Origin of the sequence: Paucibacter hankyongi, from assembly GCF_037482915.1 — a bacterium.
In the GTDB taxonomy this organism is placed as follows: Bacteria; Pseudomonadota; Gammaproteobacteria; order Burkholderiales; family Burkholderiaceae_C; genus Paucibacter_A; species Paucibacter_A hankyongi.
In genome coordinates, this window is record NZ_JBBHJX010000002.1 from 41,406 (window position 1) to 67,729 (window position 26,324).

27 protein-coding genes are annotated in these 26,324 nt (G+C 64.9%); 14 read left to right on the forward strand and 13 right to left on the reverse strand.

The genetic code is table 11. The features are described 5' to 3' along the window. The first annotated feature begins 245 nt into the window (after positions 1–245). Positions 246–1,007, forward strand: coding sequence for an alpha/beta family hydrolase (locus WG899_RS03645; protein WP_339594710.1), 762 nt, complete (start codon positions 246–248; stop codon positions 1,005–1,007). Between the two features lie 73 nt (positions 1,008–1,080). On the opposite strand, the gene WG899_RS03650 is transcribed toward WG899_RS03645, so the two are convergent. After that, complete coding sequence (locus WG899_RS03650) at positions 1,081–3,072, reverse strand: peptidase U32 family protein (RefSeq protein WP_339594265.1); 1,992 nt, start codon at positions 3,070–3,072, stop codon at positions 1,081–1,083. A gap of 194 nt (positions 3,073–3,266) precedes the next feature. Between WG899_RS03650 and WG899_RS03655 the strand changes: the two genes are divergently transcribed. From WG899_RS03655 to WG899_RS03670, 4 genes are all read left to right on the forward strand, one after another. Continuing rightward, positions 3,267–3,776 (forward strand): GNAT family N-acetyltransferase, encoded by a 510-nt coding sequence (locus WG899_RS03655; RefSeq protein WP_339594266.1) that lies wholly within the window; start codon positions 3,267–3,269, stop codon positions 3,774–3,776. 72 nt (positions 3,777–3,848) lie between these two features. Continuing rightward, positions 3,849–4,721, forward strand: coding sequence for a tetratricopeptide repeat protein (locus tag WG899_RS03660; protein ID WP_339594267.1), 873 nt, complete (start codon positions 3,849–3,851; stop codon positions 4,719–4,721). A gap of 100 nt (positions 4,722–4,821) precedes the next feature. Continuing rightward, complete coding sequence (locus tag WG899_RS03665) at positions 4,822–5,220, forward strand: GFA family protein (protein ID WP_339594268.1); 399 nt, start codon at positions 4,822–4,824, stop codon at positions 5,218–5,220. A gap of 90 nt (positions 5,221–5,310) precedes the next feature. Then, complete coding sequence (locus WG899_RS03670; RefSeq protein ID WP_339594269.1) at positions 5,311–5,877, forward strand: tetratricopeptide repeat protein; 567 nt, start codon at positions 5,311–5,313, stop codon at positions 5,875–5,877. Positions 5,878–5,897: 20 nt separating this feature from the next. On the opposite strand, the gene fabI is transcribed toward WG899_RS03670, so the two are convergent. From fabI to WG899_RS03710, 8 genes are all read right to left on the reverse strand, one after another. Further along, positions 5,898–6,680, reverse strand: a complete 783-nt coding sequence (fabI, locus tag WG899_RS03675) for an enoyl-ACP reductase FabI (RefSeq protein WP_339594711.1) — start codon at positions 6,678–6,680, stop codon at positions 5,898–5,900. Positions 6,681–6,682: 2 nt separating this feature from the next. Further along, positions 6,683–7,957 carry an acetate/propionate family kinase gene (locus tag WG899_RS03680; RefSeq protein WP_339594270.1) on the reverse strand — a complete coding sequence of 425 codons (1,275 nt, stop codon included), beginning with the start codon at positions 7,955–7,957 and terminating at the stop codon, positions 6,683–6,685. Next, positions 7,954–8,904 (reverse strand): phosphate acetyltransferase, encoded by a 951-nt coding sequence (locus WG899_RS03685; protein WP_339594271.1) that lies wholly within the window; start codon positions 8,902–8,904, stop codon positions 7,954–7,956. Before WG899_RS03685 ends, WG899_RS03680 begins: the two co-directional genes overlap by 4 nt. A gap of 20 nt (positions 8,905–8,924) precedes the next feature. Beyond that, positions 8,925–11,273, reverse strand: coding sequence for a DUF3141 domain-containing protein (locus WG899_RS03690; RefSeq protein ID WP_339594272.1), 2,349 nt, complete (start codon positions 11,271–11,273; stop codon positions 8,925–8,927). A gap of 128 nt (positions 11,274–11,401) precedes the next feature. Further along, entirely contained in the window at positions 11,402–12,604 is a 1,203-nt protein-coding gene (locus WG899_RS03695) for an MFS transporter (protein ID WP_339594273.1), read from the reverse strand. Between the two features lie 26 nt (positions 12,605–12,630). Then, positions 12,631–13,053: a nuclear transport factor 2 family protein gene (locus WG899_RS03700; RefSeq protein WP_339594274.1), complete on the reverse strand. Its 423-nt coding sequence runs from the start codon at positions 13,051–13,053 to the stop codon at positions 12,631–12,633. A 7-nt stretch (positions 13,054–13,060) separates the two neighbouring features. Then, positions 13,061–13,699, reverse strand: a complete 639-nt coding sequence (locus WG899_RS03705) for a class I SAM-dependent methyltransferase (protein WP_339594712.1) — start codon at positions 13,697–13,699, stop codon at positions 13,061–13,063. Between the two features lie 2 nt (positions 13,700–13,701). Next, positions 13,702–14,061, reverse strand: a complete 360-nt coding sequence (locus WG899_RS03710) for an HPF/RaiA family ribosome-associated protein (protein WP_339594275.1) — start codon at positions 14,059–14,061, stop codon at positions 13,702–13,704. A gap of 387 nt (positions 14,062–14,448) precedes the next feature. Here WG899_RS03710 and WG899_RS03715 point away from each other — a divergent pair, with 387 nt between their 5' ends. Together WG899_RS03715 and WG899_RS03720 are read left to right on the forward strand one after the other, a co-directional pair. Then, the gene (locus WG899_RS03715) at positions 14,449–15,168 is read left to right on the forward strand and encodes a hypothetical protein (RefSeq protein ID WP_339594276.1); all 720 of its coding nucleotides are present in this window, start codon (positions 14,449–14,451) and stop codon (positions 15,166–15,168) included. A 286-nt stretch (positions 15,169–15,454) separates the two neighbouring features. Beyond that, positions 15,455–16,198: a PEP-CTERM sorting domain-containing protein gene (locus tag WG899_RS03720; protein WP_339594277.1), complete on the forward strand. Its 744-nt coding sequence runs from the start codon at positions 15,455–15,457 to the stop codon at positions 16,196–16,198. Positions 16,199–16,264: 66 nt separating this feature from the next. Here WG899_RS03720 and WG899_RS03725 read toward each other — a convergent pair whose 3' ends face one another. Both WG899_RS03725 and WG899_RS03730 read right to left on the reverse strand, forming a co-directional pair. Continuing rightward, a complete protein-coding gene (locus WG899_RS03725) occupies positions 16,265–16,606 on the reverse strand; it encodes an NIPSNAP family protein (RefSeq protein ID WP_339594278.1) in 342 nt (113 codons plus the stop codon). Next, complete coding sequence (locus WG899_RS03730; protein ID WP_339594279.1) at positions 16,603–17,097, reverse strand: DUF1579 domain-containing protein; 495 nt, start codon at positions 17,095–17,097, stop codon at positions 16,603–16,605. Before WG899_RS03730 ends, WG899_RS03725 begins: the two co-directional genes overlap by 4 nt. Positions 17,098–17,237: 140 nt before the next feature. On the opposite strand from WG899_RS03730, the gene WG899_RS03735 reads away from it, so the two are divergent. From WG899_RS03735 to WG899_RS03765, 7 genes are all read left to right on the forward strand, one after another. Then, a complete protein-coding gene (locus tag WG899_RS03735) occupies positions 17,238–18,143 on the forward strand; it encodes a LysR family transcriptional regulator (RefSeq protein WP_339594280.1) in 906 nt (301 codons plus the stop codon). Positions 18,144–18,412: 269 nt separating this feature from the next. Beyond that, complete coding sequence (locus WG899_RS03740) at positions 18,413–19,585, forward strand: response regulator transcription factor (protein ID WP_339594281.1); 1,173 nt, start codon at positions 18,413–18,415, stop codon at positions 19,583–19,585. A gap of 116 nt (positions 19,586–19,701) precedes the next feature. Further along, entirely contained in the window at positions 19,702–21,144 is a 1,443-nt protein-coding gene (locus WG899_RS03745; protein WP_339594282.1) for a peptide MFS transporter, read from the forward strand. A gap of 43 nt (positions 21,145–21,187) precedes the next feature. Next, entirely contained in the window at positions 21,188–21,535 is a 348-nt protein-coding gene (locus tag WG899_RS03750; RefSeq protein WP_339594283.1) for a hypothetical protein, read from the forward strand. Between the two features lie 41 nt (positions 21,536–21,576). Beyond that, entirely contained in the window at positions 21,577–21,987 is a 411-nt protein-coding gene (locus tag WG899_RS03755; RefSeq protein WP_339594284.1) for an SRPBCC domain-containing protein, read from the forward strand. Positions 21,988–22,030: 43 nt separating this feature from the next. Beyond that, complete coding sequence (locus WG899_RS03760; RefSeq protein WP_339594285.1) at positions 22,031–22,222, forward strand: hypothetical protein; 192 nt, start codon at positions 22,031–22,033, stop codon at positions 22,220–22,222. A 119-nt stretch (positions 22,223–22,341) separates the two neighbouring features. After that, complete coding sequence (locus WG899_RS03765; protein ID WP_339594286.1) at positions 22,342–24,081, forward strand: SUMF1/EgtB/PvdO family nonheme iron enzyme; 1,740 nt, start codon at positions 22,342–22,344, stop codon at positions 24,079–24,081. Positions 24,082–24,151: 70 nt separating this feature from the next. Here the strand turns inward: WG899_RS03765 and WG899_RS03770 are convergent, their stop codons facing one another. Further along, positions 24,152–25,606 carry an aminotransferase-like domain-containing protein gene (locus WG899_RS03770; RefSeq protein WP_339594287.1) on the reverse strand — a complete coding sequence of 485 codons (1,455 nt, stop codon included), beginning with the start codon at positions 25,604–25,606 and terminating at the stop codon, positions 24,152–24,154. A 9-nt stretch (positions 25,607–25,615) separates the two neighbouring features. Continuing rightward, positions 25,616–26,206 (reverse strand): LysE family translocator, encoded by a 591-nt coding sequence (locus WG899_RS03775; protein WP_339594288.1) that lies wholly within the window; start codon positions 26,204–26,206, stop codon positions 25,616–25,618. Between the last annotated feature and the right edge of the window lie 118 nt (positions 26,207–26,324).

The window sequence follows — 26,324 nt, forward strand, 5'->3', positions numbered from 1 at the left end:
ACTGACCCATCGAGGGATCTGAATCTATCCGAGTTTTCTTCGACTCGTACGAGTCTCGCGACTTTACGTTCAAGACCCAAGCTCTAGTCGCAGACGTTCATGGCTGTGAATGCCCTAAAGGCCGGGGGCAGATCGTCATGAACCTGGGGGTCAAAGCACCTACAGTCGCGAGATTCAAGATCTGAGCTTCTGTCCGACATTCGCAAGCAACTCCGCAGCTTTATATGCATCCCCAAATCCTGCTCATGTGTGCGGCCCTGTTGCTTTCTGGAGCAAGTGGCGCGCTGGCTCAAGCCACGGTCGCACACCGCACGGACGGCACGCAGATCTCAGCCAGGGTGGATCTCCCTGCGGGCAATGCGAAAGTGCCCGCTCTTGTGCTTGCGCCGGGTCAGGGTTATCACATGAGCTTGCCGGCCATGGAGGCAACGGCCCGAGCGCTCAGCGAGCGCGGTGTCGCGGTGTTCCGCTTCAACTGGACTTACTTCACTGCGGAACCCAAAGGCCAGCCGTCGCCAGATCTATCGCTTGAACTGCAGGATTTGCAGGCCGTTGTGGCGGCAGCACGGGCGCATCCGCGCGTGGACCCACAGAACATCACGGTCGGCGGCAAGTCGCTGGGCTCTGTCGTGGCGTGGCGCGCTTTTGTGGCTGATCAGAAACTGCGAAGCGCCTTGCTGCTGACGCCCCTCTGCAGCCGTGTGCCCAAGGGTGAAACCACGCCAAGGCCGGAAGGCCGAGAGAACTATCCTGGCCTGGAGGCTGAGCGTCGCCCGTCCTTGTGGATCGCGGGCGACGCGGACCCTCTGTGTGATCCCGTCGCTCTCTATGCCTTGGCTGCTGGCGGGCAAAAGGCATTGCGCGTGGCCATTGTTGGCGGCGATCACAGCTTTGAGAACCGCGCATTGGCTGCTGCCGAAGCAGACGAGTTTCGCGCTGGCAATTTGCGTGCGGTATCGGCGCTCGCCGCTGGTTTCGTCGACCCGGTCAGCCGTCCCCGGCCCTAGCGCCGTCGTCAGGGCCGAAGCCTCCTGCTAGCGGGGCCTGGCGATGCACCGGCTCAGCGCCTCTCCGACGAGCTCAGGCCCGCGCCGCCGGCCGTGTCCGATAAAAAGTCACCGGTTCCGCCTTCAGCTGCTTGAGCACGTTCTTGCGCATGGCGCCGACCACATGCATCTCGCAGGGCTTGCAGTCGAAGCGCAGGGTTAAACGGTCTTCGCCATGCTGCAGCACCAGGGGCTCGGCGCGTACCGTGCCTTGCACGCCGGTCACGCCTTTGGCCTGCTTGGGGCACAAGCTCAGGCTCCAGCGCACACAGTGCTTGGTGATCATGAGGCTGACTTCGCCCAGTTCCTCGTGGCTCTCGTAGGCCGCGCCGACGAGCTTGACGCCATGCTTGGCGTAGAAGGCGGCGGCCTGGCCGTTGTAGACATTGGCCAGGTAGCTGAGCGTGTCTTCGGGGTAGGGCACGGGCGGCTCCACCGGCGTGGCGCGGGGCAGGCGCTCCAACGCAGCGGCGCGGGCTTCTTCGAGCGCGCTGACGGCCTCGCGGCGCAGCTGATTGACCAAAGAGGCGGGCAGGAAACAGCTCTCGCGCCAGGCCAGGCGCACGCGCCGGGCTTCGAAGATGGTGGTGCCCAGCTTGCTCAGCTGGTCTTTGAGCGTGGCGTCGGCCTGCTTGGCATCGCGCGCGGGCTCGTGGGCATGCTGGACGCGGGCCACGCCGCGGTGGCCGTCTTCGTCTTTGAGGCTGAGCTCGAAGCCGGGTTGGCCGTCCACCCAGGTCTGGGCCAGGCTCAGGTCCACGGCGATGCGGCGCTCGGCCGAGGGCTTGGCGAGCAGGCGCTCCCAGGCCATGTCGCGGTTGCGGCTCAGGGCCAGATCGCGGCGCAGGTCTTTGAGATCGGCCACGCTTTGCGCGGCTTGGTTGCCGTGCAGATTGGGCGTCACGCGCCAACGGGTGCCGCCCAGGGGCTCGACCGTGTTGATGGGCACGCCTTGCAGCTCGCCCTGGCGGTCCCACCAGGTGAGGGCGTCGCCGTTGTTGAGCGCCAGGGTGGCGTCGCCGGTGTCCACATCGAAATGCTGCTCGGCCACGGCCACCACATGGCCGACCGGCAGGCCGGCGTGCTTGGGGCTGTCAAAAGCGCCGATGTCGATCTTGCGGCCGTTGACGAAGTAGTCGGTGCCGCCGCGGTTGAAGCCCTGCTCGGGCTGCGGCGTGAAGCTGAACTTGCAGCGCCCGCTGCTGCTGCGCCGGTAGTCGCTGCGGCGCGCCATCAGGCCGTCCAGCAGCAGGCGATAGTGCGCGGTGACGTTCTTGACCGTGGCCATGTCTTTGTAGCGGCCCTCGATCTTGAAGCTGCGGATGCCGGCATCGGCGAGCAGCTCCAGGTTGGCGCTCTGGTCGTTGTCCTTCAGGCTGAGCACATGCTTGTCATGCGCGATCACGCGGCCCTGCGCATCGGTCACGGTGTAGGGCAGGCGGCACTCTTGCGAGCAGTTGCCGCGGTTGGCGCTGCGGCCGCTGTGGGCATGGCTGATGAAGCACTGGCCGCTGTAGGCCACGCAGAGCGCGCCGTGGATGAAGAACTCCAGCGTGGCCTCTTGCACCTGGGCGCGGATGGCGCGGATCTGGCCCAGGTCCAGCTCGCGTGCCAGCACCATTTGCGAGAAGCCCACGTCTTGCAGAAAACGCGCCTTCTCGGGCGTGCGGATGTCGGTCTGCGTGCTGGCGTGCAACTGCAGCGGCGGCAGGTCCAGCTGCAGCAGGCCCATGTCTTGCACGATCAGCGCATCCACGCCGGCTTCGTACAGCTGCCAGGCCTGCTGGCGCGCACCGTCCAGCTCGTCGTCGCGCAAGATGGTATTCATGGTCACGAAGATGCGCGCGCCGAAGCGGTGGGCATGGGCGCACAGGCGCGCGATATCGGCCACGCTGTTGGGCGCCTTGTCGCGCGCGCCGAAACCGGGGCCGCCGATGTAGACGGCGTCGGCGCCATGGTTGATCGCTTCGATGCCGATGTCGGCATCACGGGCCGGAGCCAGGAGTTCGAGTGGGTGGCATTGCATGATGGAGCGCGATTTTAAAGAGGGCTGATTCAGTCGGGCGCACCAAGTGTTTTGGTGCACCTGGGGCGGCCCAGCGCGGTCTGGGACAATATCGTCCCCGCTCAGGCCAGGGCCGCGTGAGAGCGCCTTGGGTCTGTTTGAGTCTTTCTTTGTTCCTGCTGGTTCTTGTGTCTTTGTCCCGATTGATCCGCCCCATGCAGCCCGCCGATCTGGCCGAAGTGCTGCGCATCCAAGCCGCTTGCTTTACCGAGCTGGAGCCCGAGTCCGAGGCTTCGCTGGCGGCCAAGCTGCGGGCCGCGCCAGCGCACTGCTGGGTGGCAACGGCGAGCGTCGAGCCGGCCAGCCCCTTGGCGGCCTATCTGTTCGCCCTGCCTTGGCATGCCGAGTCCCCGCCGCTGCTGGATGCGCCGGACTGCAGCCTGCCCGCGCAACCCGACTGCCTGTATCTGCACGATCTGTCGGTTGATCCGCAAGCGCGGGGCCGTGGGCTCGCGCAGGCCTTGGTGCAGCGATTCTTGGAGCGCTTGGAAGCCAGCGGCCTGGACCGCGCCTGCCTGATCGCGGTGCAGAACTCCTCCGACTTTTGGGGGCGCTGGGGTTTCCAGCCCTCGCCACTGGCGGCCTCACTGTCGGACAAGCTGGGCAGTTATGGGCCCGATGTGGCCTATCTGGAGCGTCGCGCGCAAGCGCCCCAGGCCGTCTGAGAAAGAAGTTAGTCCACATTCACCCAAGACGATGTCTTGCCCGCAGAGGGGGCCAGGCCTTAAATTGGGGTCATGCGCTATTTGATTCTCGCCACCCTGCTGACCGGCCTTGCGGCCCCGCAGGCCCAAGCCATCGACCTCGCCCCCTTGTGGGACTTCTCTCGGCCTGAGCTGAGTGAGCAGCGTTTCCGAGCGGCACTTGAGACAGCCACCGGGGACGATGCCTTCATTCTGCGCACCCAGATCGCCAGAACCTACGGCCTAAGAAAAGACTTTGACGGGGCGCGCAAGCTTTTGCGCGACTTGGAACCGGGCTTGGCCTCGGTGGGCCCCGAAGCCCAGGTGCGTTTCCATCTGGAGCTGGGGCGGAGCTTTGCCTCGGCGGCGCATCCGGCAGCGCTGCTGACGGCAGACGCCAAAGCCAAGGCCCGGCAAGAGATTCAGCGCGCGCTGGACCTGGCGCGGGCGGCCCAACTCGATGGCCTGGCGATTGATGCGATTCATATGTTTGCCTTCATCGACACCGCGCCCGCCGATCAGCTGAAATGGGGCGAGGCGGCTTTGGCGCTGGCGGTGTCTTCTACGCAGCCGCAGGCCCAGCGCTGGGAGGCTTCGATCCGAAACAATGTGGGCTATGCCTTGCATCAACTGGGCCGCTATGAAGAGGCCTTGGCGCAGTTCCAGCAGGCGCTGTTGATTCGAGAACGCGGCAGCAATGCGGAGGCGACGCATGCCGCGCGCTGGATGGTGGCGCGGACGCTGCGCTACCTGGGTCGAGATGAAGAAGCACTGCAGATGCAGCTAGCGCTTGAAAGGGCCGCAGAGGCGGTGGGCAAGCCAGACCCCTTTGTGTTTCAGGAACTGGAGGCGCTGTACCGCAAGGCGGGCGATACCGCCAAGGCGGAGCATTATGCTCAGCGCACCTCCGCGGCCAGCGGTCAGTGAGCCCCGTCTTTTTTGAAGCCCCGCACTTGCGCGCAGAGCCCCGGTGCCACACTGGCGGGCGTGCTTACAAGGTACAGCATCACCTAGGAGCCTATCGTTCATGAGCGAAGAACAAGTATTGCCATCGGCTTCCGCCCCATCGCTTCAGGGCTCCTGCCACTGCGGCGCCGTTCGCTTGACGCTGCCGTCACGGCCCGAAACGAGCTTGCGCTGCAACTGCTCCATTTGCCGCAGGCTGGGTGCGCAGTGGGCGTATTACGCATTGGGCACCGTCGTGATTGAAGGGCACCCGGAGCACACGGTCGACTACATTCAAGGCGATAAAACGCTGCGCACCATTCGCTGCAAAGCCTGCGGCGTGGTCACGCATTGGGAGCCGCTGGATGGGCAAGCCGGTGCCAGACATGGGGTCAACCTGAATAACTTTGATCCGGAGTGGGTGCAGACGGTGCCGGTGCGCCGCTTTGATGGCGCGGACAGCTGGACTTATCTCGACTGAATGCTTGATTGATAGAGCGCACAGCAAGACATGGCTTGATCGCGCGCGACCCTGCGTCTTCAAGATCAATCCCCCAAGCTCAACAGATTCATGCCCAACAAAGTCGCCGAGTTCCTCCGTTTCAGTGCTGCCGACCCCGTGGCCATGCAGCGTGATATTGCCGAGATGCGGCTCAAGCTGGCGGTAGCGCTGCAGGGGGGCGATTCGTTGGCTATCGTGGATGCTGCGGCCGATCTGGGTAGCCTGCTCACCTCCGCGCGCATGGAGCTAGAAGCCGTGGATCTGCTCGAGCAGCAGCGGCCACAAGCTGAGCGCCATGTTGCTGATGAGCCGGCGGGCTGGTTCTGGAACGCCTATGCCACCGCGCTGCAATACAGCGGGCGCCGCGATCAGGCCGAAGCCTTCTTCATCCAAGCGATTGAATTGGCCAAGCAGAACGGCTGGCGTCGGCTGGAGGCGCTGGCCTCGCACCACTGGGGCCGCAGCCTCGCGGAACAGGGACGGCTGGTCGAGGCGCGCGCGTGTTTTTCAAACGCGCTGGCGATCCGTGAAGAACGCAAGGATGAGCCCGGTCAAGCGTCCTCGCGCCGGGCTTTGTTGGCGCTTGAGACCTGGCAAGCGGGTGCGGCAGCTGTTTCCGTCCAGAAGAGCCGCTGAAGCCCTTCAGCCTTTTGGCCTCAGCCCATGATGTTGGCCCCGCCGTCCACATAAACCGTGTTGCCGGACAGGTGGCGCGCAAAGGGCGTGGCCATATAGGCGCAGGTGTAGCCCACGTCCATGATGTCGACCAACTGGCCCAGCGGCGCGCGGGCCTCGGTTTCATGCAGCAGGGCGTCGAAGTCTTTCAGGCCGGAGGCGGCGCGGGTCTTCAGCGGGCCGGGCGAGATGGCGTGCACGCGGATGCCTTGGTGGCCCAGCTCATAGGCCAGGTAGCGGCAGCTGGCTTCCAACGCGGCCTTCACCGGGCCCATCACGTTGTAATTGGGCACGACCTTGTTGGCGCCGTAGTAGCTCATGGCGAACATCGAGCCGCCCTCAGCCATCAACGGCACGGCCAGACGGGCCATGCGGATGAAGGAGTGGCAAGACACATCCATGGCCTTGCCAAAACCTTCGGCAGAGCAGTTCAAGAGGCCGCCTTGCAAATCGTCCTTGGGGGCGAAGGCGATCGAGTGCACCAGCATGTCCAGGCTGCCCCAGCGCCGGGTGATCTGCTCAAACACCGCCTCCAGCTGGCCGGCTTGGCTCACGTCCAAGGGCAGCAGCAGGCTGGCTTCGATGCTTTTCGCCAGCGGCTCCACATGCGGCTTGGCCTTGTCGTTCAAGTAGGTGAGGGCGACTTCGGCGCCCAGCTCGTAGAAGGCCTTGGCGCAGCCCCAGGCGATGGAGGCTTCGTTGGCCACGCCGACGACCAGCGCCTTTTTGCCAATCAAGGGTTGGCCCACGGCCTTGTCGATCATGCTCATGCGAACTCCTGTTGGCGAGTGAGCAAGCCCAAGGTGTGGCTTGCAATCATCAGCTCTTCATTGGTGGGAATGACCCAGGCGGCGCAGCGGCTGCCCAGGCGACTGATCAGTGGGCCGCCGCTGGCGTTGGCCAGGCAGTCCAGTTCCACGCCGAGCCAGGCGGCGTTCTTGCAGATGGCCTCGCGGACCTTGACGCTGTGCTCGCCAATGCCGGCGGTGAAGACGATGGCATCGAGCCCACCCATGGCAGCGGCCAGCGAACCTAACTCGCGGCTGATACGGTAGACGAACAACTCGATGGCGGCTTGGGCGCGCGGGTCTTCGCTCTCGCTCAAGGCGCGCATATCGCTGGAGATGCCGGAGACACCGAGTAGGCCCGACTCTTTGTAGAGCAGCCGTTCGATGGCGCGGGCGTCCATCTTCAGCTCGTCCATCAGGTAGAGCACCACGCCGGGGTCCAGGTTGCCGCAGCGGGTGCCCATCATCAGGCCATCCACGGCGGTGAAGCCCATCGAGCTGGCGACACTCTTGCCCGCTTCAATCGCGCACATGCTGGCGCCGTTGCCCAGGTGCAGCACCACCGTTTTGCCGGCGGCGGCGTGGGCGTCAAAGGCCGGCAGCGCGCGGGCAATGTACTCGTAGCTCAGGCCATGGAAGCCATAGCGGCGCACGCCGCGCTCGGTGATGGCCTGGGGCAGTGCAAAGGCTTGCGAGAGCTCCGGTGCGTGGCGATGGAAGGCGGTGTCGAAGCAGGCCACCTGCGGCAGGCCGGGCAGGCGCTGCGCGATCAGGTCGATTGGCAAGAGGTTGTGCGGCTGGTGCAGTGGCGCCAGCGGGCTCAGCGCCTGTAACTCGCGCAGCAAGCCGGGGGTGATCAACTCCGGCTTGGCATGCTTGATGCCGCCATGCACCACCCGGTGGCCGACGCCGATCAGGCGCAGGCCGCCACCGTTGTGCTCGCGCAGCCACTGGGTCAAGAAGTCGATTGCGCCGCTGTGCCCGAGCGGGCCGCAGCCGCGCTCCGCATTCGGTTCGGGCCAAGCCCGTTCCTCCAAAACCTGACCCTGGCTGTTTTTGACATGGAAGTGCGCCGCGTGGCTCAGCTCCTCCAGCACGCCGCTCACCAGCAGCTGCAGCGGCGTGGCGCCCGGCCGGGCCTCGGGCGCCGCGACCCGATAGACGCTGAACTTCAGGCTCGATGAGCCCGCATTGAGCACCAGCAGCGCCTCATGGCTGGCGCCGGCGGCAAACAGGTCGGCCTGGGTGTTCATGCGTCGCTGCCGGCCAGGAGGGCCTTGCGGTGGTGGGCCAGCAGCACCGCCACCGCGCAAGAGGCCATGCGGGTGATGACCGAATCGGCGCGGCTGGTCAGGATGATGGGCACGCGCGCGCCCAGCACGATGCCGGCCGCATCGGCCTCGGCCAGGAAGGACAGGCTCTTGGCCAGCATATTGCCGGCTTCCAGATCGGGCACCACCAAGATGTCGGCTTGGCCGGCTACTGGTCCGCCGATCTTTTTAATCGCGGCCGCCTCGGGGCTGATGGCGTTGTCCAGGGCCAGCGGGCCGTCCAACACGCCGCCGGTGATCTGGCCGCGATCGGCCATCTTGCACAGGGCCGCCGCTTCCAGCGTCGAAGGCACTTTGGGGTTGACCGTTTCCATCGCCGACAGAATCGCCACCTTGGGGCAGGGGATGCCCAAGGCATGCGCCAGGCCGATGGCGTTCTGCACGATGTCGACCTTGTCTTCCAATGTCGGCAAGATGTTGATGGCCGCATCGGTGATGAACAGGGCGCTGGCGTGGTGCGGCACGTCCATGATGAAGCAGTGGCTCAGGCGCCGCTCGGTGCGCAGGCCGGTGTCGCGCTTGACCACGGCGGCCATCAGCTCGTCGGTGTGCAAGCTGCCCTTCATCAGCAACTCGGCGCGGCCGGCGCGCACCAGGGCCACGGCGGCTTCGGCTGCGGCGTGGCTGAAGGGGGCGTCGACGATCTCATAGGCCGAGATGTCCAGGTCGGCCTCGGCGGCCGCGGCCAAGATGCGGTCGCGTGGGCCGACAAAGATCGGCGTGATGATGCCCAATTGGGCCGCGTCCAAGGCGCCGGCCAGAGAGGCGGCATCGCAGGGGTGGGCCACGGCGGTCAGCGCCGGCGGCAGCTCCTTCACCGCCGCTACCAGGCGCTCGTACTTCTCGCGTTTCTTCGGGCTTGTGTTCATGGCGTGGGTCTCGGTTCGGTTCAGCGAGCGGGCTTGCTGGAGCTGCGGCTGCTGCTGCGTTTGGGGCTGGGCTTGGCCTGCGTTTGCGACGCTGTGTCGGCGGGCGCGTCGGCCGAATCGGCGAAATCGGACGATTCGGCCATCACCTGCAGGCCCAACACGGCGGCGATCTCGCACAAGCGTTCGGCTCTTTGCTCACTCAAAGGGCCTTGAGCGCGGGCGATCCGCTTCACCAGATCAAACGCGGCCCTGCGCGACCCGGCATCGGGCAGCAGCTTGGGCAAGGCGGCCAAGGCGCGCGGCCGATCCAGCAGCAGGGCCAGGTGTTGCGTCTTGGCGCTTTGCTTCAGGTCGGCCAGCGTCAATTGGCTTTGGCCGGCGGCATGCGCTTCCTTCAGCATGTGTTGGATCATGCGGAAGGGCCGCTCGTCCACGCCCTCGCCATCGGAGGCGATGTGAATCAGCATGCGCATGCCGGCGTCCAGCGGGCTGCCCTGCTCGATGCAGGCCTCGGCCTGGGCGCGCTTCAGGCGCAGCAGCTCCTCATGCTCCCAGCCGGTCTTTTGCTCGTTCGCTGCGTTTGGGCCGGCGGGGTCGGTGTCGCGCAAGCCCACGGCGGCCTTCAGCCAGGGCGAGCGGTACAAGCTCATGAAGAGCCGCTCTTGGGCGGCGTCACGTGCATCGCGGTACTGGTCCAGGCTTTGCACGATCCATTCGGAGGCGGCCTTTTCGGCCTGGACAAAGGGGTTGTCTTCGGCCACGGTGCGGCGCTTTTCGCGCACCCGGTCCGCCACGCTCCTGATCGGCCACAGGGCCGGGTTGGCGTCCGACACCAGCCAGCGTTCCATGCGCGCCGGGTTGAAGACGCGCGCCAATTGCGCGGCCGGTTCGTTGGCTACCGCCTTCACCAGCGGTGAGAGGAACTTGTCGTAATTGGCCTGGTTGATTTCGGCAACGCGGCGCGCCACCTCAAAGTCCTGCTCGTCCTCGCGGCCGTCGTCCAGCGCCAGGATGTCGGCCACCTCGCGTGGTTTGAAGCTCGACAGGTAGCGTCCGTCGGTCAACTCCAGATGGCTCATCTCGGGGTGGGTGTCCTCGATCACCATCTCGTACAGGCCGGGCGGCAGCAGGTCGATCAGGTCGAGCGCACCGGCGATCTCGGTGGTCTCTTTCTTGGCCACGCCGGCCGAGACAAAGATGCCCAGATGGCCGACGCTCTCGTGCAGGCAGTAGACGATGGTCTGCTCATTGGCGCGGATCTCGTCGGCGTTGTCGTACAGATCGGCCACCCAGTTCAAGGCCTGTTGCGGCGGGGTGATGTTGTCGCCCCAGGATGCGAACACGACGATGGGCGAGCGGATATTGCGCAGGTCGATCTGCACGCTGCCATCGGCGGTGTGCACGCCGCCGCGCGCGAGCTTGTTGCCGACGAACAGGTTCTGCACGATCCAGTCCATCTCGGCCTTGTTCATCAGGTAATGGCCGCCCCACCAGCGTTCAAACTCAAGAAAGCGCTCACGCTCGGTGTCGACCTTGGCGTACAAGTTGTAGAGCTTGCTCCAGTAGGTGTTGGAGGGGTTGAGGTTCTCGAAGTTGCTGACCAGATGGGCGCCGTCAAACTTGCCATTGCCCAGGTCGCCGGTCAGCGAGGCCAGCCAAGAGCCGCCCAGCAGGCCGCCCGAGTAGCGCATCGGGTTCTTGCCCTCCACGCCGGCCCAGTAAGACACCGGCGCGCCGGCCAGCAGAATCGGGCCGACCGACTCGGGCTGGGCGGCGGCAATCAGCATCAAGGCCCAGCCGCCCTGGCAATTGCCGATCACAAAGGGCCGGCCTTCGGCCTGCGGGTGCAAGTCATTGACCTTCTCCAAGAACTTCACCTCGGCGCGGGCCACCGCCTCGATGGTTTGGCCCGGCATCGGCTCGGGGAAGAAGGTGAAGAAATAGCAGGGGTGGCCGGCGGCCAGCGCAATGCCAATCTCGCTGTCGGGTTTGAAGCCGCCGATGCCGGGGCCGTGGCCGGCGCGCGGGTCGATCACCACAAAGGCGCGTTTGTGGGCATCGGTCGCTTGGCCGGCCGGCGGCTTGATGCGCACCAGCGCGTAGTTGGCCGGCAATTCAAACTCGCGCGCATCCAGCACGGTCTCAAACTCGAACACCAGCACCGGCGGCTTGCCCGATTGGGCATGCTGGGCGTAGACATTGCCCCGCTCGCGCAGCACATCCCAGAACAGCACCGAGCGCTGCGCCGCGTCGAGCCAGTAGTCCAGCGCCTGCTGGCCCAGCGTCGCGGCGGGCAAGGCCGGCCCGGCCACCGGGAAGAACGAAGAGACAGCGGACCCCGTGGGGTGGGGCAGATTGAACGGGAACATGGGCGTCTTTCGGTGCGAGGCCTGGGCCTCGATTCAGCAAAGATACTTGATTTGCTGCGGTGCAGCAAACTCATCATGTGCCGGTTTTGTTTCTTTTGTGTGACGCCAAAGCCGGGCGTTTGGCCCGTTCAGACGGGGCGCGTCGGGTGCAGCCGCGTCAGCGCGGCCAGGCTCAGCAGGCAAAAGGCCGCGCCTGCCAGAAAGGTCGAGGCGGCGCCGAAAGCGTCCCACAAGGCCCCGGCGCAGACGCTGGCCAACAGCATGGCCACGCCGCAAACCAGGTTGAAGACGCCGTATGCGGTGCCGCGCAACTGCGGCGGCGCGGTGTCGGCCACCATCGTGGCCAGCAGCCCCTGGGTCAGCCCCATGTGCAGGCCCCACAGCAACACACCGCCGAACAAGGCGGCAATATGGGGGCTGCTGGCCAGCAGCAGGTCGGCGCACAGCAGCACCAGCAGGCCGGCCGCCAGCAGTTGTTTGTGCGATAGGCGATCGGCCAATCTTCCAAAAGGGTAGGCACTGGCCGAATAGACCAGATTCATGGCCACCATCACCAGTGGAATCATCGCCAGGCTCAAGCCGCTTTGCTGCGCCCGCAGCACCAAAAAGGCCTCGCTGAAGCGGGCCAGCGTGAACAGGCCGCCCAAGCCGACCACGGCCCAATAGGCCGCCGACAACTGCCGCAAATTGGCGCGGCTGATCGGGTTGCTGCGCTTCTCGGCGCGTTCGGATTTGGGCTCATGCACGCCAAAGGCCAGCAAGGCCAGCGCCATCAGCCCAGGGATCACCGCCACCCAGAACACCGCCCGGAAGTCGTTCGCCCAACACAGCATCAGCCCCACGCCGAGCAAGGGGCCCAGCACCGCGCCGATCGAGTCCAGCGATTGGCGCAGACCGAAGGCCGCGCCTCGCAGCGCCGGTGGCGCCAGGTCGGCCACCAGCGCATCACGCGGGGCACCGCGAATGCCCTTGCCGAGCCGGTCACTCAGGCGTGCAAACAAGATCCAGCCGCTGCTGCTGGCGACAGCAAAGATCGGCTTGCTGGCCACGCCCAGTCCATAGCCCAGCAGCGCCAGGCCCTTGCGTCGCCCCAGGTAGTCGCTCAGCGCGCCGGAGAAAATCTTGACGATCAGGGCCGTGGCCTCGGCGGCGCCCTCGATCAAACCGACGGTGAAAGCCGAGGCGCCCAGCGACCCGACCATGAAGAGCGGCAACAGGCTGTGGATCATCTCGGACGAGACATCCATCAAGAGACTGACGAAGCCCAACACCCAAATGCCGGCAGGCAAGCGTGCCCGCTCGGGCGTGGCGCTGGGAGGCCTGGGTTCCATGGGGCAGGGTGACGCTGGGCTAAGGGCTAGCGGCTGGGCCAGAAGTCACTGGTAGGCGTGCCCTGATGAAAGATCATCTGCCAACCCTTGGGCGTCTTGCGCCAGACCGAGGATCGATGGGTCGGGCCGCTCAAGCGCCCGTCAGGCTGCCGATGGGCCGAGCGATAGGTCAGCAGCGCCGCCTCGTCGCCGAGGCGCTGCAATTCAAAGTCTTGGGCGTGCACCAAGGTCGGGTCGGTCGTATCTTCGGCCATCAGCAGAGCCAGCATGCTCTCCCGCGTGTAGCTTCGCCCCGAGCGACCGAACTCCCGAAACTGCGGATGCAGCAGCTGCGCCAAGACATCGGCATCGGTGCGCATGGCCGGTTGGTGCAATTGGCACTCCAAGGCCGTCAAGTGCTGCAGCAGCGTGGCGTCGTCGTCGGACCATTGGCTGGCGCTGCTGTTCATGGGGTGTTCAAGCCAACCCGGCCCGGTGCAGGGCCAAGCCGCCCTTGATCAGCACCGGCTCAACGATGCCAAAGCCGGCCTCGCGCAGCGCCGCAACTTGCTCCTCCACGGTCATATAAAGCTGATCGTTAGACATGCCGCCTGCACCGGCCCAGTGATCGCAGACCAGATAGTCGCCACCCGGCTTCAGCAGGGCCATGACCTGGCGGTGCAGCGCCGGCGCGTAGCGCTTGTGGCGCAATTCGTGCACCGCCTGGTGGGTCAGCACATGATCAAAACTACCCAGACCTTGGGCCCAGTCTGGGTCTTTGAAGCTGCGTTCGATGAATTGCACGCGCTGGCTCAAGTCGCCGAGGCGCTCGCGCGCCAAGCTATGCATGGCCGGCGAAAAATCCAAGGCCACATAGTCCAGTTCTGGCAAGGCCTGCAGCAGATGCTGGGCCAAAAAACCGGGCCCGGAGCCTAACTCCAGTACCCGACGGCGCCGGGCCGGCGTACCTTGGCGCAGCGCGCGCTCAAAGCTGGCAAAAAACTCCGGCCGGCCGGGGCGCTTGCTCAGTGCCGTGGACGCCCAGTCCCGCGCGTCCGGCATATGCCGCAGGTCGATCGGGCTTGGGACATCGGCTGGCACACCGCCTTCAAGCACCTTCAAGCGCTGGGCTCGACGTCCAGATTGACCGGCAGGGCTTGGCCGCGTGGGTCTTGCTTTTCGAGCGTGCCGGCGATGGACCGTTTGAGCTTGCGCATGGCGCCATCAATGGCTTGGTGGATATTGCCTGCTTGTTCTTTGACGATGATGGGTTCCAGCCCCTTCAAGCGCGCCTCCAGCGTGCACAGCACCTCGTCATCGGCGGACTTGGCGTGGCCCTTCACATCGGACAGGTGCGCTTCCACGCGGGTGATGCGGTCGCCAAAGCGATCCAGTGCATCCTTGGCGACGGCCGTCAAATGCTCGCTGGTCGATTGGGTGGCTGCGATATGTGTGTCGGAATGAAGAAGAACTTGCATGATGCGTACTTTCCTTTTCAAGTGAATCCATCGACCGACCCCATCGTTGGGGCCACTTCCAGGCGCTGCGCCACAACCCCACCTTAGCAGAGCTTTTGTTGCGGCCCGGCAACTTGTGCGCAGGGCCGCGGCAAACTGCTCAGATGCGGGTGCTCACCGCCTTGCTTGCGCTGATTCAACACTTGGTGCCGGCACGAGAAATTCCAAGAGCCGCGCCTCCACGCTACTCGGCGCCGCCAAACGCCCCCCCGGGTATCAAAAGCTGCGACTCCGCAAGCGCCGGGCCCTGGCTGCCCTTGCCCGCCCTACAGTGCGCCCCATCTTGGGGATCGAGACAGGGTGAGGACGACGATGAAGACAGAGTCACGAACAGGGAAGAGGGCATGGTTGCTGAGCGGCAGCCTGTCGCTCTTGGCTTGGTTGGGCGCTTGCAGCAGCACGCCGGTGGTGATGCAGGCGCCGGCCGGCTTTGAGGGCCAGAGCCTGACGCTGGCCGCGGCCAACCGCAGCCGCGCCACCGGCTTGCTGGTGGATGAGTCCTTCGATCTGGGCCCTTATCGCGTCACTGGCATCGAGGGCAAGAACAGCAGTTCGGGCGGTTCGTTCCAGATCGGCGGGGCCAAGGTGGAGAACAAGCGTGGTGGCTTCAGTTACCGCATGGTCGGCGGCAGTTCGGGCCGCACCGAGGTGTCCGCCCAATGCTCCAGCAAGTCGCACGAAACTTCGGTGCCGCTGTTCAGCGCCGTGACCCTGCAGCGCTACAAGGCCAATTTCGCCTGCGACTGCCGCACGCAAGATGGCCACAACTCGACCCTCAGCATTGCCAGCGATTCCGGCTGGCAGGGCGCCGCCGGCTCGAACCCGGTGCGCCTGCTGATCACCGTGGACGGTACCGAATATCCGCTCGGTCGCTACGACGTCAACGGGCGCCTTGTCGCGGATGACGAACCGTTCTATGGTTACCGTCTGGATGGCCCGTCAGGCCCGGTGGCCGCCTTGGGTCTGAGCTACCCCGGCACCGTCTGGCTGCATGAGCGCCTGCCAGCCGCCAAGCGCGAAGCGATGAGCTGCGCCCTGGCGGGTTTGATGTTGCATCGTGGGCCTTGAGCGAGCTGGGGTAACTCTCCCTTTAAGCTGCTTTTCAGCGACTTGCGTCACTTTGAAACAGATGGATCACCTGCTTGCACAGAGCTGACTGTGCTCGCTCGGTGTTTGCCCGAAATTCCCCTTGAATAGAGGGGTTCAAGCGAATCTGTATCCCATAAGCTAACTTTGAAATCATGCGTCAACGCCTTGCAAGCGGAGACATGCATTGTTTCCGCCTCCTGCGACAAGCTTGTTTTGAGGCGTTTACTTGCTATTGATCAAAGTCATGAATGAAGGGAAACAGAATATGAAGAGGTACAACTACGCCAGCTTGGCCTTGGGTCTGGCATTGGCTGCGGCCGGGGCTCAAGCCGCACCGACGCTGCTGGTCGATCGGGGCCTGCCGACCATCAATTTGAATAACGCAGCCGGTGCAGATCGGAGCAATGTGTCTTGGACCGAGCCCTTGGGCGATGCCGGCGAGCATTGGGTCGATGGTGACAGCTTCACCAACACGAGTGCGCAGACCTGGCGCTTGTCGTCGATTCGCGTGTGGGCCGTCGAGCCGAGCATCACTTCTGCTTCCTTGTGGGGCGGTGTCGCTGGATCGACTCTGTCGCTTCTGCCGGGTGCCGGCGCCATCACCAACGCCACTTATATCGACGGCTCGGGTTACCAGGGCTATTCCGGCAAGTTCTATTCGATTCAACAGATCGACTTCGCAGTTGACATCACCTTGGCCGCCGGTGAGACCTTCCAGTTCTTTTTGGATGGCACTGGTGGGCAGTATCCATCGCCGTTTTCGCATGCGTCCAACGCGGCGAAAAGTGGGTCTCCTCAAGACAGTGCTGACGGCAATCTGCTGTGGGCCACCATCAATGGTGGCAGCATGACCTATGGTGGTTCATGGAGCTCCGCGCAGTGGGGCTGGGACAAGGCCAGCGACATCAACGTTCAAGCCTTTGGCAATGCCGTTCCCGAGCCGGCCAGCTATGCGCTGACCGGTTTGGCACTGCTGGCCCTGGGCGTTGCACGTCGTCGGCGCGGTTAAAACGCCTTGCATGAAGGCTGGGCCAGTGACGGCCTAGCCACACAGCCTCCTCTCCGGGCTGCGATGTCAAACCGCAGCCTGGATGCGGCGCAAGCCATCTATGGCGGCTTCGCTCATCGCCAGCACCACATTGCTGTCCGACTCGATCAGTTCAATGATGGCTTGGCGCGGCCCGGTGCGCCAGGCGGTGCTGGCGTAGAAAGCGTCTTGCGAGGCCTGCAGATCGGCCAGGTCGGCGAAGGCCCGAATCAGGTAGTAGCCTTCGTCGCCGAGCAGCGAGGGCCCGAAGGCCAGCACGTCGATGCCGGCTGCCTCCATCAGCGGCAGGCTTTGCTGCATGACCAATGCGTGGAAGCGCGCGCTGCTGCCGGGCTGCAGGCGGTAGCTGCGGATCTCGACCACCCTCATGGCGTGGCCGTGGGTTCGAAGTCCATCACCCAGTTGCTCTCCCAGCTTTGCCCGCCGTCGACCGAGAAGGCTTGCTCCCAGCGTGGCTGGTCGGGCGCGGGCAAGGTCCATTGAAAGCGCACCCGGATGGCGCGGCCGTCCAGTTCATCGTCGGCGTAAAAACTGCCAACGCCTTCGCTGAAGCTACCCACCACCGGCACATCGAGCCGACCGGGCGAGCGGCCGTCCAGCCACCAGATCGACCATTGGCCGCTGGCCGGGTCGAAGCTGCGCAGCGTCACCGCGCGGTAGCTGCCGGCGGGCAACTCGAGCAGGTTGTCGTCCACATTGCCGAGGCCGCCGAGGGTCTTGCGCATCTCGCAGCGGCCCATGAATTCCTCCCAGTCCTGGCAGCTCTTGAGGCGCTCCTTGAGGCGGCGGTGCCGTACCTGCCAGGTGCCGACGAAGAAGTCGAAGTCTTGCGCCGAACCGAGCGCGTTGGTTGTGGTCATGGCTGTGTTCATGATGATCAATGGAGTCGCTGTGCTTGCCGGGCAGTCTAGGAAGTTACGGGCTCTTTGCTTGCTCTGTTTTTGCAAACCAGCATGTCAAAATTGCAAGCCATATCGACGCGAATTAAGGCAGGAATTGAATGAAGGCCCAAGCCGGCAGCTGGGATGATCTGCGCAGCTTTTTGCACATTGCCCGCGGCGGCTCGCTGACGGCGGCGGCGCAATCGCTGTCGCTCAGCCATGCCACCTTGTTTCGCCATCTGCAGCGTTTGGAGGCCGAGTTGGGGGTGCGGCTTTTCGAACGCTCCCGCGCTGGCTATGCGCTGACCGCCGCCGGCGATGAGTTGCTACAGGTGGCCAGCGCCCTTGAGTTGGAGTTGGGCGTGGTGACGCGCCGGCTCGGTAGCCGCGCCGCCTGGCCCGGCGGCGTGTTGCGGCTGACCACCACCGACACGCTGATGCATGCCGTGTTGCCGCCGCTGTTGACCGCCTATCAACAAAAGGCGCAGGTGCAATTGCAGATCAACACCAGCACCACCTTGCATGACCTCGGCAAGGGCGAGGCCGATGTGGCCATTCGCGCCGGTGGGCGCCCGCCCGACACCCTGGTGGCGCGGCGTTTGTGCCGCATCGAATCGACCGTCTACCGCTCGCGCAAGATTGGCGGCGCCACCCCGGACAACTTGGCCGACTACCCCTGGATTGCCGGAGATGACAGTTTTGCCCATCTGGACTCCGCCAAATGGCTGTTGAAACAGGGGCTGGATGCCTCGACAGTCTTGCGCAGCAACAGCCATGTCAATGTCTTGGGTCTGGTCAAGGCCGGCGCCGGCTTGGCGGTGCTGCCTTGCTACTTGGGGGACACCGAGCCGACGCTGTGTCGGGTGATTGCCACGCCGCCCAAGGCCTGGCGCAGCGATTTGTGGCTGCTGACGCGCCCGGAACTGCGCCAAGTCCCGCGCATCAAACAGTTGTTCGACGCGGTCTATGCCGGCACGCGCCCGCTGCAGCCGCTGTTTGAAGGCCAGCAGCCCTGGCCGGCTTGATGTGAATGAGCCTGGCCGCTGGCATCCCTTCGATCCCTTGCGGCCGGTGCCCAGAACTAGCGGGAGACTGCGGAGCTTTTTAACTGCTCGGGCATTGTCTCGGCCGCTTTTTCCGCGCTAAGCTAGATGCCATAGATCGGAGCCGGGTTTTCTCGGTGTTGGGCTCCCAAGCCCGGTATTGAGGATCGGCAAGACCGCCGCCTCCAGCGTCGAAGACCGGCGTTGGGTGTTTTCGTCTTTGTCTCAAGTCCATTCGCTTGAAAGCCAGCATGAACGCGAATTCACATAATGCCGCTTTGCCGACCCTCTTGCTGGTCGATGATTCGCCGGACATGTTGGAGCTGATGGAAGCCCTGCTGAGCGACCGTTACAACATCAAGACCGCGCCCGGCGGCGTTGAAGCGCTTGAAATCGTCGATGGCCCGACGCCGCCCGACCTGATCCTGCTGGACTGCCTGATGCCGGGCATGGACGGTTACGAGACCTGCCGCAAGCTGCGGTCCTCGGGTGCGGCCGGCACACCGGTGATTTTTCTGTCCGCTTTGACCTCCATCGAGGAGCGTTTGCTCGGCTATTCGGCCGGTGGTGATGACTACGTTTGCAAGCCCTTCGAGATGCCGGAGCTGATCGCCAAGATCGAGCGGCAACTGGCCGCCTCGGCCTCGCGGCGCGACCTGGGCCAGCAGCTCAACGAGGCCGTCAATGCGGTGATGAGCAGCGCCGACATGGTCGGCGAAGTCGGCGTCGTGCTGGACTTCCAGCGCAAGCTGAACGGCTGTGTCGACTACCCCAGCATTGCCGCCAATCTGTTCGAGTCGCTGGAGCGCTACGGGCTGGATGGCTGCATCCGCATCAAGGGCCAGCTGGGTGTGATCTCCTTGAACAGCAAGGTCGCCTGCACCGCGCTGGAGCAATCAATCCTCGACCACCTGGCCGCGCAGGGGCTGGACCCACACATCCGCCCGCTCGGCCCACATACCGGTTTCAACTTCGGCAGCATCATCCTGTTCCTGCGCGACTTGCCGATGACACGGCCGGCCGATATGGACCCGGACCTGTCCGAGCGCTATGGCCGTGCCATCGATAACGTGGCGCTGCTGATCGAGGGCGCCTGCACCAAGGTGATCGCCCTCGACAACGAGCGTGCCATCCGCGAACTGAACGACAAGGTCATCAAGATGGTTGGCATGACCCGGCTGACGCTGGCCGACATTTCAGAACGCAACCACGCACAGTCGCGCGAGGTGCAGGGTCTGTTTGAGTCGCTCGCCAAGGAGGTGGAGGACAGCTTTATCCACCTGGGCCTGATGCAGCAGCAGGAAGACTTCCTCAGCGGACTGGTCAGCAACTACAGAGACGCTGCCGTTCGCTCGCTGGACAAGGGCAAGGAAACCGAAGTCCGCCTGAGCCGGGTGATTGAGCAACTCGGGCAGCTGAAGTAAACCGCTGGCCCGTTCGAGAGGCCACGGCGGGGCGCGTGCCCCCAGGACAACACGGCTTGTGGAGAACGGCGTTTTCGGAGACAGTCGCGGCTTCTTAATATATTTACAAGCTTGCCGTGACCTCTACGACCTCTGACGCCGTTCGCGCCCGCAGCGACCGCGCCTTTCTTGGCCACCCGGCCGGCCTCGGCTGGCTGGCCTTTTGCGAACTCTGGGAGCGCTTCTCCTATTACGGCATGCAGGCGCTGCTGGTTATCTACCTCAGCAACTACCTGTTCCTGCCCGAGAACATCGGCAATGTGGCCGGCATGGACGCCTTGCGCGCCCAGATTGAGCGTCTGATCGGCCCACGCTCGCCGCAGCAACTGGCGTCGGTCGTGTTCGGCCTCTATGCCGGCCTGGTCTATCTGATGCCTTTGTTCGGGGGCCTGCTGGCCGACCGACTGCTGGGGCGCACCAAGACCGTGGTCATCGGCGCCAGCCTGATGGCGCTGGGTCACTTCTTGATGGCCTTTGAAGCCAGCTTCCTGGCCGCCTTGGCCTGCTTGTTGCTCGGCGTCGGTTGCTTCAAGGGCAATATTGCGGCCCAGGTCGGTGCCCTTTATGGGCCCGGCGACAAGCGTGCCGCCAGCGCCTTCCAGATTTTCATGCTGGCGGTACAGATCGCGGTGATCGCAGCGCCCATCGTCTGTGGCACCCTGGGCGAGAAGGTCGGTTGGCACTGGGGCTTTGGCTCGGCCGGCGTCGGCATGGTGATTGGCTTGGTGGTCTATCTGGCCGGCCGCCGCTACCTGCCGCCCGAGGCGCCGCGGCTCAACAAGGCCGAGGCGGCGAAAGCCGCCGAAGCCAAGCTGCCGATGAGCGCCCAGGAAAAGGGCCGCTTGGTGCTGCTGCTGGCGATGATCCCGGTGCTGATGCTGTCCATCGTCGGCAACCAGCAATACAACAACGCCTTCCCGCTCTGGTCGCAAAAGCATATGGACCTGCTGCTGTTTGGCTGGCAAGTCCCGGTGACCTGGCTGCAGGCGGTGGATGCGCTGACCAGCACCGGCACCATGCTCGGTTCGCTGGCCTTTTGGCGCTGGTGGGCGACGCGTCGGCGCGAGCCCGATGAGTTGACCAAGATGGCCGTGGGTTCGCTGGTCGCCGCCTCTGGACCGGCCTTGCTGGTGTTAGCGGCCGCGTCGATTGCCGGCACCGACCAGCGCGTCAGCTTCATCTGGACGATTGGCTACACCTTGCTGAACAACCTTGGCTTCGCCAACATCCTGCCGGTCGGCCTGGCGCTGTACGCACGCGCCGCGCCGCGCCAACTGGCCGGCCTGATGATCGGCGTCTATTACCTGCACCTGTTCCTGGGCAACTCCTTTGTCGGCTGGTTGGCCGGCCTGTTGGAAGAAATGCCGGGGACCCAGTTCTGGGGCCTGCACGCGGTCCTGGTGGCAGCGGCCGGCCTGTTGCTGCTGACGATCAAGTTCTTGTTTGGGCGGGTGCTGTTGCCGGATGCTGCGGCCGAGGCGCCAAGCGCTGCTGCTCAGCCGGCCGGCGCGGCGGCCTGAGTCAGCGTCGTGACCGAAACGCACCAGCCCAAGCGTGGACAGCATGGACCTTGAAAGCTACCTCAGGCTGAGCTCGCTCAGCCCCATGGGTCTGGTTTCCTGGGGCTTTTTCTTGGCCATGGCGGCCAAGATCGGCAGTACCGTGCTTGGTCTGCGAATGCGGCTCAAAGCGGGTGCGCAGGCGCGCATCCCAGCGGGACTTTGGTGGCTGTCCAAGGTCTCGGCGCTGCTGCTCTGCCTGATGGCCGTGCTTCTTTGTCACGATGCTGGCGACGAGAGAGGGCGGGCCGCTTTCTCCTGGCTGCTTGCCGCGGCGACCTTGTTGGTGCTGCTTTTGGCAAGGCGCCGTCGCTTGGAGCTCGAGCAGGCTAGTGCTCAGTCGGCCGTTTGACACCGGCGCATACACTGCGCAGCAAACCATTTGGAGGCCTCATGAAAATCACTGTTTCGACCCAGGTTGCTGCGCCCTTGGCCGAAGTCTGGCGGGCCTACAGCTCGCCGGCGGACATCATGGTTTGGAACACCGCCTCGCCGGACTGGCACACCACGGCCTCGACGGTCGATCTGCGGGTGGGCGGCAAGTTCTCTTCGCGCATGGAGGCCAAGGACGGCTCGTTTGGCTTTGACTTCGCGGGTGAGTACACAGACATCGTGCCGCTGCAGCGCATCGAATACAGCTTCGGCGGGCGCAACGCGCGTGTCGACTTTGTGGAGGCCTCCGGCGGCGTCACCGTGACGGTCAGCTTCGACGGCGAAGACACCCATACCGAAGAGCAGCAGCGCAGCGGCTGGCAAGCCATCCTCGATAACTTTGCCCGCCATGTAGCGGCCGCTCAGAGATGAATTCCGCGAAGTCGGTCTGAACACAATAGGGCGGCACGACCCTATGAAGCATCATCTGGTCTCGGCGCTGCTTGCCGGTGCGGTTGGCCTAGTATGGGGCTACTTTGAGGACCTGCAGCGGGGCGATGTCGGCTGGTTCTTTGGCCGGATTTTGTTTTGCGCCGTGCTGGGCTTCATGAGTTCCTACCTGCGCCGACGCGGCCACAAGGACACGCCGCATCCAGCCGCAAAGTAGGACTTCAGGGCCTGGGGCCGCGGCCAGATTCCATCGCTCGCTGACCGAACTCATCCGCGCTTTCGCCGGCTTCGTCGCAAGCCCAAGCGAGCCGGCAGCCCGCTTCGCAGAATGCGGGCATGAACACACCCCACATCCTGGCCTTATCGCTCCTTGGCCTGAGCACCCAAGCCTTCGCGGCGCCCACTTCTTATATCGAACCGCCCATGGTCCGCGTGCCGGGCGGCGAATTCCAAATGGGCGGTGGCAAAGCCTATGGCGGCGACGCGGCGCCCGCCCCCGAGGCCTTGCCCATCCACAAGGTCAAGCTCAAAGCCTTCAAGCTGGCCAAGTACGAGGTCACCGTGGCCGAGTTCAGACGCTTTGTTGAGGCCACCGGCTACAAGGCACCGGATCAATGCATCAACCAGCCGATCCAGGGTTGGTTTGGCTTGGGCCCAACGTCCGGCTCCTGGGACAAGAACGCCTTGACCGACAGTGAGTACCAACCGGCCGTGTGCATCGGCTGGGCCGGTGCCGACGCCTATGCCCAGTGGCTGTCAAAGCAAACGGGCAAAAGCTATCGTTTGCCGACCGAGGCCGAGTGGGAATACGCGGCCAGCGCCGGCCGCGGCAAGCCTGGCTTCCCCTTTGGCGAGGACCTCGACCAAAAGCGTGTTTGTGAATACGCCAATGTGTCCGACCAATCGGCCGAACACGCCGGCATGGCGCGATTTGGTGCCACTTACACCGACTTCATGGGCGGCATTTCGGACTGCGATGACGGCGCCGGCTTCGCCAGCATCGTCGGCATGTACAAGCCCAACCCCTTGGGTATTCACGACCTGATTGGCAATGCGGCCGAGTATCTGCAGGATTGCTGGGTCGACAACTACCAGGGCGCGCCGGCGGACGGCAGCGCGCGTCAGAGCGGCGACTGCAATATGCGCGCGATGCGCGGGGGTGCCTGGCATTGGCGCGGCAACTCCGTCACCATGCGCGGCGCGGCGCCGCTTGACTGGATCGGTGTGATCGAGGGCTTCCGTCTGGCCCAGAGCTTGGACAGCGCCGCCGACCGGAGCCCTGCACCCACGGCGCAGGCCTTCGAGAAGGAGCTGGCCCGCGCTCAGGCGGCGGAGCGGGCACGGCGCAAGAGTTTGCTGCCCTTCCCGCAGCCGCCACAGGGCTTGCAGCTGACGCAAGGCGTGGCTGCGGGGGCCAACAGCGGCGCGCCGCGTCTGTCTTGGACGGCCAGCGCCGACCCCAAGGTCTTGGGCTACCACCTCTACCGCAGTGACAGCCTGGGCGGCGACTACACGCGCATCGCCGCCGACCTCAAGGACCTGAGCTATGTTGACCAGAGCGCGCCGGCGCGCAAGCACAGCTATGTGCTGGTGGCCGTCAACCGCGATCGTTTCAGCGGCTTCAGCGCGCCGGTAGTCACGGCCGACCAGGTGCACCCGGTGCCGGGCCTGATCCAGGCGGAAGACTTCAACCAGATGCAGCTGCTTACCGTCGGCAAAGTGGCGCCCGGGGAAGACAAGGAAGATGCCAATGGCCAGGGCGGCCTGAACCTGACCGGCCCTGCCGGTATGGCCAAAGACGGCTGGACCGAATACAGCATCGAGGTCGCTCGCAGCGGCAGCTACCGAGTCTCCTACCGCGTGGCCAGCAAGGACGGCAGCAAGGGCCTGGCCTTGGCGGTCGATGGGGAGCCGGCCTTGACGCAGGCCGTGCCCAACACCGGCGGCACGAAGGTTTGGCAAACCCTGGTCGGGCCAGACTTGCTCAAGCTGGAGGCGGGTCGCCATCTGCTGCGCATCCGTGCCATCGACGAGGGTGCGAAGCTGAACTGGTTCTCCCTCTCCCTCGCGGATTGAGCGAAGGAGGAGCGGCCAACACGCGGCCAGCATGCGGCCTTTGTCCGCCTGGCCGCTGCGCCTACCAACCTCAGTGGTCGGTGGCGGCTCCGGCTCCGGCGCGCGCCAAGGCCGCCTTGGCGCCGGCCAAGCCCTGCAACCGTTCGCGCAGATAGTCGGCCAGGCGCGGTTGCTGGCTGAAGGCCGCGTTGAAACGGATGTGTGAATCAAAGGCGCGATCGGCCGAGAAGGTGGCTCCGCGCACCAGCAAGATCTTGTTGCGGTAGGCGTCCTGCACCAACAGGTTCAGATCCACCTCGGCCGGTACCGAGCCCCACAGAAACAGGCCGCCTTCGCCGGGGTGGTCGAGGGTGATGCCGGCCTCGCTCAGCTGCCTGGAGCTGCTGTGGCGCGCTGCCAGTAACTTGGCATTCAAGCGGTCCAGATGCTTGCGCCAGCGTCCGGCGGCCAGCACCTCGAGCATCACGTACTCCTGCAGCGCCGAGGTGGTCAGCACGGAGTAGATCTTCTCGCGCATCAGCGCTTTCAGCAGCGTCGGGTCGGCGGCCATATAGCCCAGCCGCAGTGCGGGGCTCAGCGCCTTGCAAAAGCTCGAGTAGTAGATCACCCGGTCCAGGCCCGATAGGCTGGCCAGGCGGGTCGCGTGGCCCGGGTGGAAGTGCCCTTGCACATCGTCCTCGGCGATCAGAAAACCATGTTGCTGGGCCAACACCAGCAGCTTGTGCAAATTGGCGGCGCTGCTGCTCCAGCCGGTCGGGTTGTGCAGCACCGTTTGCACGAACAGCAGACGCGGGCGGTGCGCCAGGCAGGCGGCCTCCAGCTCCTGCAGATCGAGCCCGTCGGGCCGGCGTTTGACCGGGACGATGCGAATGCCGTCCTTGCGCAGCCGGTCGAACATCAGGAAGTAGCCGGGGTCTTCCACCAGCACCGTGTCGCCGGGTTGCAAAAAAGCGCGGCAAATCAGATCGATGGCGTGGGTACCGCCATAGGTGGTGAGGATGCGGCCGGCATCGGTGGCGATGCCCATGCCGCGCAGAATCAGCGCTATGCGCTCGCGCAACTCGGGCAGGCCCTGCGGCGGGCAGCGTGAGGCCATGCCGGCGCTGGCCCGGGCCAGGCCGCGCTGCACGGCGGCGGCCGGCACCGCATCTTCCAGCCAGCTCGGCGGCAGCGCGCCGCTGCTGGCCAGCAAGACACCGGCGCGCTGGTCATTCGCCTGCTGGGCCAGCCAGACGCCTTCTTGCTCGTCGCCGGCCTCCAGCGCCGCCATATCGGGCAGGGCGCTGTGGCGCGCTTCGCTGACGAAGTAGCCGGCCGTCGCGCGCGACTCGATCATGCCCAGCGCGACCAGGCGGTCATAGGCGGTGACGACGGTATTCGGGCTGACCGCCAATTGCGTGGCCAGCTGCCGGATCGACATCAGGCGCGAGCCGGCAGGCAGGCGGCCGTCAGCCATCAGCTCGCGCAGGCGCAGCTCGATCTGGTCGGCCAGGGGGGTGGGGGAGTTGCGGTCAAGGGAGAACACAGGGCGAGATTAGCGCAAGAAGCTGATCGCCAGAACCAACAAGGTGCCACCCATCGTCAGGTTGAAGATGCGGCGCTTCAGCGGGTCTTTGAGAAAGCGGCGGATCGCCACGCCAAACAAGGCCCAGGTCGAGGAGACCGGCAGCCCGACCAAGACACCGGTCAGGGTCACCAAGACCGCGCCGACCGGGGCGCTCAGGCCCACCGGCATAAAGACCGAGGCCAGGGTGATGGCCTTGACCCAGCTCTTCGGGTTGACCGCCTGAAACAAGACCGCCTGCATCATCGTCATCGGCTTGGCCGCGTCGGCCACCGACATCGACCCCAGCTTCCAGGCCAGCCAGATCAGATAGAGCGCACCACTCACGCGCAGGACCTGGTGCAAGACCGGGAAGGCGGTGAACAGGCTGCCCAGGCCCAAACAGGTGATGAAGGTCAGCAAGGCGCCGCCGACCTGAATGCCCAAAATCAGCGGCAGCGCGCGGCGATAGCCGAAGTTGGCGCCCGAGCTGGCCAGCATCACATTGTTGGGCCCCGGCGTGCCCGACATCACAAAGCAATAGCTCATCAGTGGCAGCAATTCGGTCGGGGACAACAACATGGTCTGGGCTCCTACAGCGAGGCCTCTACTGTCTTCGCCGCGGTGCTGTTCGCCAAGGTACAGCACCGGCGCACAATGCCTGCGCTGTATCAGTGCGGCGAACCCTACAGTGCGGGGT